Consider the following 6,437-nt stretch of genomic DNA (forward strand, 5'->3'; position numbering starts at 1 on the left):
CACTGCTTACTTGCAAGAATATTTTATAGATATCTTTAATGCATGGATAACCGGACAAAATATGAACATCCTGATTTTTTCTTGTTTTTAAATTTATACTTCTTTTTTAGAGACTGCGAAACTCGTGGGATTGAGGGAAGAACTGCATTTGTTACCCATTTACGAAAACGATGAGGGAGCGTTCCTTGTTTGACTGCATCACGGCAACGGAGTACTAAGGTGTACATACCTGATTCAGAAATAATATTAATTTCCTGTACCCGATTATCGAACATTTCTCTATGGAGAAGCCCTATGTTAAACATAGACCTTTCATCATCATCTAATTTTTCAATCGCTTGAGTGACATTTTGAATTTGTAGAGTTGTACAGACATCTTGAGCAACGAACCAAAGTTCACCATTGATAACAACTGTGCGTACTTGATGGTTTTCAAAATAAAATGGCGTAATAGTTAATGTTGGAAGTGTCATATGACCTCCGTTGATAATCTGAATTTACCACCACCGTTGAGGTCAATCTTGGGTGGTGAACTGAACAGGGTTGACCTTACCGCGATTATCAGACGGCCAGCTTTTCAGCTGCCCCATCCAGCCCACCATTGAAATGTAGCTAGATTACGACATTAAAAAACACGCTCGCGGCGTGTATGTGTCGCGATAATCACAGCGAGAGGTCAATCCCGACACCTGATTTATCAGATGCGAATAAACTATAGCGCATGGTTTAATCTTTCGTCAATGGGTATTTTATATTCTTAGTTAAACAAATGACTAAGGTTATTTGGGATTTAAAAAAGGGTGAATTAAAACTGAGATTTCAGCTAAAATGAGAACTCACTATAAGCCGTAAGTAATTGATTTATAGTGAGTGAAATCGCTTGTTTTCGCGTGCAAATGCGTATATTAAATGAGCAATATTTTTATAAGTTATTAATTTTATAAGTTTTTTATTTTTTAAACCAACTAATATCGGTTTAGGAATTGCTACAACCAATGCGGCCATTTTGGCAAACATCCCCATTAGAATGAGAAGCACTCCCGAAACGGAGACAACGAAGCGGCTACGCACACCAGTAAGACCAATCAGACCAACATTTTGAGCAAACGCAGCATAGGGAAAAAGATTAAACAGCCCTCCTACCATAGTTGCAATACCACAGGCGTTGAGACCGTTACGTAAAGTGGTAGCATCGGCCTTTTTGTCAACCATATCGCCAATAATCATCATTGATGACATGGTTTCTATCATCACGACCACCATAACCATAGATAGCAGTGCGACCGGGACAATGTGAAATTCGGGCTTAGCTAGCCACATAATTTGGGGAAAATTAATCCAGGGTGTTGAATTGACGAAATGAAAATCAAGCGGCAGAAAGCAACTCCAGATAACTGTACCACCTATTAAACCAAGAAGCACAGCAATATTTTTGATCATTCCTGTCATAAAGTGATAGATATGAAGAATAATAATAAGTGTCAGAGCTGCCATGACAAGCGGTAGAATGCTCCCGCTATTGCCACTAATAATCCAATTGCCTGCAACGGGCATTAGCGAAAGCCCAATCAATGTCACAATCGAACCCATGACAACTTTAGGGAAAAAACGCACAAGATGGCATATCCAGGGTGCGCATATCAGCGTGAATAATCCGGCGATAATTACGGCGCCGGAAATGCCGCTAATCCCATACTGTCACGAGTTTCGCACCAATAAAAAAACGCTCTATTTTTAAGTTTAATTCAGCATGATATATAAATAGTCAAAACCTTATAAATCAAATACAACTTATTGTAATTTAAGAAAATTTATGTTTTTTAGTAACTTGCAGATTAATCATTGCTTTTAAGCCATTTTTAGAATTTTATATGCCTGTGCGAAACTCGTGTACTGTGTTAAAAATAACCTATTTTGAGAAAATAAACCTTTTGTTACCAAAAAACGCTAATAATAATTATCAGCGTTTTTCTTTAGTGCAACAAATATGATAAATCTATTATTAACGATATTACATACGAGAATTAAATATAAATTCTTTAATTAACTGTTGTTTCGTGTAGACAATTTGGTTCGGTTCAAGTAATATTTACATTAGGGAATTCTAACAAACGAGGTTTTACCTGCTGCAAATCTATACCCAACTGATAATTGTCACTTTAAAATGAGGGATCAAAAATGTTTGTTAGTTTTATGCATATTTGGCGTTTCATCAACGTTAGTAATAAGTTACAAAAGAACAGTGCGGGCCCGTCAGATATTTCCTCAAAATTTAAAATAAATTTACAAACATTAGCAAATACCTCTATTCAATCATATTCAAAAAATAAACAAATTATTACTGAACAATTTAGCATTCATCCGTTTGAAATGTGGCCAAATCACTATTTAAATATGTCCTGCCGTAATCTTATTGTAAAAAAAATTAGCGCTGCGCCACTAAATTTAATAAAAACTTAAAAATCAAAGCAAAAGATATCATTTTTTCATAAAAAAGGTTTAGCCATTTTAAAATAATAAAAAGGTTACTTCAATGGGAAAAACTATATCAAGCAAAGAGTTAGGTAGCTTGCACTCATTTTTAAAACATGAGAAAGATCCCTGGGGAATTAAAGATCTAAACTCGAGATATGTTTATGCTAATAACTTTAGTCATCTAGGGATAAAGCTCGATTTTAACATAGAAGGTATACTTGATAGCCAATTACCTCATCCTGTTGCAGAATTATCCTCAGATTTGATAATACATGATAACAATGTAATTTTTAATGACAAAAAAGAGGCTGTAATTCAGACCTCATTTAATTTTAAAGAAAAAAAATTAAAACCTTACTTTTTTGAAAAACGACAGTTCTATAGCGAATCTGGCGAAATTATAGGAACAATTTATCACGGACGCGAATTAGCCAACTTATGCATAAACATATCCCATCCTTCAGTATATTTATTCACTCCTCCAAATGATCTTTTTTCCAATAGAGAACTTGATATCGTTTTTCTTGCTCATCAAAAACTTAGTAGTAAAGAAATAGCAAAATTTTTAAATATTGCCATCCAAACAGTAGAAGTCCATCTGAAGAATATTTATAAAAAAGTGGACGTACATTGTTTAAGACAGCTGATTGAATACTGTAAATCAACGGGATTTGATAGATATGTTCCGCAAAAATTTCTAAAAAATGAAATAAAATTTGTTAAATAAATCAAACAGTAAAACAACAGGAGAATTAATATATGTCTGATCATGCTTCATATTCACTTTATAGGGTGCCTCTTAGTGCCAGATTGAGTTTATTAAATGTAACATTAATCAGAATAGGACAAATGACCTCACTTTCACAATTTATGCTGGGCGCCATGTTAGGTCATGCCATGACATTTGAGCAAGCAATGATAGCAACATTATGCGGTACCTTAATACTGGAATTATTAAGTTTGGGTTTGGGGATTGCCGGTGCAAGAGAGGGATTATCAATTAGTTTACTTTCTCGTTGGTGCGGATTTGGGCGTATAGGTTCAGCGTTGGTCGGAATCATTATCGCTGTTAGTTTGCTCGGCTGGTTTGGTATACAAAATTCAATTTTAGCTAACAGCCTAAATTATTCTACTAATAATTGGTTCGGTTTTAGTTGGGCTGCCATCATTTCAGGCTTAACACTAACAACATTAGTTGCTTTTGGTGTTAAGGCGTTAAATTGGACAGCAAAAATTTCTGTGCCACTTTTTACTCTGGTAGTAGGCTGGATTTTCTTTTTATTAGTAAAAGATCATAATATTATCAATCTAATCACGACTACACCTACCGGTATCGCAATGACTCTAAGCGCTGCGATCACAGCAGTTGTTGGTGGATGTGTGACCGGCGCCTTTACTACACCAGATATTAGCCGCTATTGTCAAAGTAGTAGGCATGTCTTTTGGATGACATTAACATCAATTATTATTGGTGAATTTATTGTTAATGGTATTGCAATATTAATTGCCCATGCGCTGGACACCCATGACGTAGTGACAATTATGGGACAAACAGCCGGCTGGATAGGTCTTCTTACGGTTATTTTATCAGCTATAAAAATTAATGACTTAAACCTTTATTCTTCATCATTAGGGGTTGCTAGTGCTGTTGAAGGACTAACTGGCAAAAAATTATCTTATGTTTGGCTAACAATAACTTTGGGATGTATAGGAACGATTTTATCTGTTTTGGGTATACTAGAAAAATTTGTCGATTTTCTCACTTTTCTCGGTATTCTTTTCCCTCCTATTATTGGCGTAATGTTGATTGATTATTATATCATTCACACTAATCGTAAATTACTCGATGCTTCCAGGCAAACGGGTGAATTACCAAGCTTAACATCAATACCTTTAATCGGATGGAATGCCATTATATCCTGTTTATTAGGCAGCTTTGTTGGCGCTACAATCGACTTTGGCATACCATCATTGAATTCTTTATTAAGCGCCAGTATCGCATATTGGATACTGTGCACTTTTTTTCAGCAAAAAGACTAAAGCAGCTATTTTTCAGATAAATATTCAATAGAATAAATATCTGTCCGTCTATCCCGCAAATAAGGTATCTCTAATCTGCTTTTTGCTTGTAAGTTAAAGTCAACCTCGCAAAAAGCAAAATCTTCATCATTATAAGATGCTACTTTTAACAACTGCCCGCGTGCTCCTATTAATTGACTGCCACCAAAGAAATTTAGATCTTGTTCTTTACCCCATCGATTGACAGCTGCTAAATGAATGCCATTTTCCAACGCTCGACTGGCACAATTTATCGACCAGATATCTTTACTTTCTTTATGCCAGGCCGCGGGAAGAAACAGCATATCTGCTCCTTTCAAGGTTAGAATTCTAGCAAGTTCAGGGAAACCGGCATCGTGACAAATCATTACACCAATACGGCACTTTGGCGTATCAAATATAGGTATATTCTTCCCAGCAGTAAACCAAGTTCTTTCATGGTTAACCAAATGAATTTTTTGAAATGTTCCAATCCAACTTTCATTATTTGGCGTCCAAACAGCTGCCGAATTAAAAATTTCACCTAAAATCTCTCCACGTTCAATAAATCCACATATAATGGTTAGATTTAGTTGTGTTGAGAGTTTACTTAATAATTGGTCAGTTTCGCCTCCATTCGATTCACTCAGCGACCATAGTTCAGTACGTAATAATTCTGGCGAATAACCAGTTGTTGCTAATTCAGGGAAACAGATAATATCCGTATTATTCGATGCCGCTTTTTTACATAATTTTTCTATTTTTAATAAATTACTTTTCTTATCGCCCAAAATTGTATCAATCTGAGCAAGCGCAATCTGTAGCAAAATTTATTTCCATAAAATAATTAAATCCTTAATTATATTAATAATATCAATCTTCGGCAATACCTAAAACCTAGGTATTTACCAATATAATACACTGTTTTATAATTACGAAATATCTGGAAATAAATATTAAAATAGTTGCTTTATAAATTTAGTTAAAAGCTTTTGCCAACACTTGGGAAATTTATTTAAATGTCTATCATTAAAATAATTAAGGGATAAATTTATGTTAATTCATTCTATATTATATAAATTTATTTATAAAAAATATTTTTAGGATGAATTTTTTAAATACATTAGTATAAAGATATTTTTACTATTATTTTAGATGATTAATCTTAATCAGTTTAATGCTTATTTAATATTCAAACAAAATATTTTAGGAAAGTTACTATGTTTAATGTACAACAAAAACGTAAAACAACTTTTCAAAGATTAAAGCCTGGTATGGCTGTGTTTTACAATGAAAAAGTGTTAAAAATAATAAAGTTACGCAACATAAAACTAACCGAAAAGGGATTAATTTACCAATTTGATGTAGATGACAGCAATGGAGTATTAATGGGTGAAAGTGGTACAAAAATAAGTATCATTAAAGAATAATCGGATTAGATATATAACTCAATCTAGTTATTTTTCCTTTTAATTTTATTACGTTCAGCGTAATTGTTAATATATCGACACCGCTTATCAAAAACAATCAAACTGCCATGAGTAGTATTCTAATCGAAAAAATTCTGTCGTCCAAAATAGCACTCACTTATTTTACCGCTAATTGTTCAATGTCCAGCCACTATATGATCTATTTAGATAACAAATCTTATAAATATTCTTAATCAATCACAATTCTTTCACTAATAATAGATTAACATATTAGAATATTTAACTCTTTACTCCCATAATATAAAATGTTGTTTATAACAAGATTAAATAAATAATTAAAGACTCTAGCATAATAGGTAAATTGAGTATAAACTAGTTGCTGAATAGAGACTTGCATTTTTTGTCACGCTATTGAGAATAAAAAGAGGTTTAACTTAGAGAATAAAGGTTTGAAATGATCAACAAAGAGCGGCTGTTACGAGATAATCGTTTATG

5 protein-coding genes and 2 pseudogenes are annotated in these 6,437 nt (G+C 33.5%); 4 read left to right on the forward strand and 3 right to left on the reverse strand.

The window, feature by feature from the left end:
• Positions 1-134: 134 nt before the first annotated feature.
• Together CBG25_RS10075 and CBG25_RS10080 are read right to left on the reverse strand one after the other, a co-directional pair.
• Positions 135-473 (reverse strand): annotated as a pseudogene (locus CBG25_RS10075) (Bro-N domain-containing protein); the annotation flags it as partial.
• 493 nt (positions 474-966) lie between these two features.
• Positions 967-1,698: pseudogene (locus tag CBG25_RS10080) on the reverse strand (solute carrier family 23 protein); the annotation flags it as partial.
• Between the two features lie 480 nt (positions 1,699-2,178).
• Between CBG25_RS10080 and CBG25_RS10085 the strand changes: the two are divergent.
• The 3 genes from CBG25_RS10085 to CBG25_RS10095 all read left to right on the forward strand — a co-directional run bounded on the left by CBG25_RS10085 (position 2,179) and on the right by CBG25_RS10095 (position 4,515).
• Positions 2,179-2,460, forward strand: a complete 282-nt coding sequence (locus tag CBG25_RS10085; protein ID WP_290606426.1) for a helix-turn-helix domain-containing protein — start codon at positions 2,179-2,181, stop codon at positions 2,458-2,460.
• A 73-nt stretch (positions 2,461-2,533) separates the two neighbouring features.
• Entirely contained in the window at positions 2,534-3,202 is a 669-nt protein-coding gene (locus CBG25_RS10090; RefSeq protein ID WP_290606428.1) for a PAS and helix-turn-helix domain-containing protein, read from the forward strand.
• A gap of 32 nt (positions 3,203-3,234) precedes the next feature.
• Positions 3,235-4,515, forward strand: a complete 1,281-nt coding sequence (locus CBG25_RS10095) for a cytosine permease (RefSeq protein ID WP_290606430.1) — start codon at positions 3,235-3,237, stop codon at positions 4,513-4,515.
• Between the two features lie 5 nt (positions 4,516-4,520).
• Here the strand turns inward: CBG25_RS10095 and CBG25_RS10100 are convergent, their stop codons facing one another.
• On the reverse strand, positions 4,521-5,339 hold the full coding sequence (locus CBG25_RS10100; protein WP_290606432.1) for a nitrilase-related carbon-nitrogen hydrolase: 819 nt from the start codon (positions 5,337-5,339) through the stop codon (positions 4,521-4,523).
• Positions 5,340-5,732: 393 nt separating this feature from the next.
• On the opposite strand from CBG25_RS10100, the gene CBG25_RS10105 reads away from it, so the two are divergent.
• On the forward strand, positions 5,733-5,942 hold the full coding sequence (locus CBG25_RS10105; protein ID WP_290606434.1) for a hypothetical protein: 210 nt from the start codon (positions 5,733-5,735) through the stop codon (positions 5,940-5,942).
• Positions 5,943-6,437 lie beyond the last annotated feature (495 nt).

This window comes from Arsenophonus sp. ENCA, from assembly GCF_002287155.1.
Lineage (GTDB): Bacteria > Pseudomonadota > Gammaproteobacteria > Enterobacterales > Enterobacteriaceae > Arsenophonus > Arsenophonus nilaparvatae.

What these genes read in the sequence shown, in the direction of transcription:
- CBG25_RS10085 (WP_290606426.1), top strand. Translation starts at nt 2,179, where the DNA reads ATGTTTGTTAGTTTTATGCATATTTGGCGTTTCATCAACGTTAGTAAT.
- CBG25_RS10090 (WP_290606428.1), top strand. Translation starts at nt 2,534, where the DNA reads ATGGGAAAAACTATATCAAGCAAAGAGTTAGGTAGCTTGCACTCATTT.
- CBG25_RS10095 (WP_290606430.1), top strand. Translation starts at nt 3,235, where the DNA reads ATGTCTGATCATGCTTCATATTCACTTTATAGGGTGCCTCTTAGTGCC.
- CBG25_RS10105 (WP_290606434.1), top strand. Translation starts at nt 5,733, where the DNA reads ATGTTTAATGTACAACAAAAACGTAAAACAACTTTTCAAAGATTAAAG.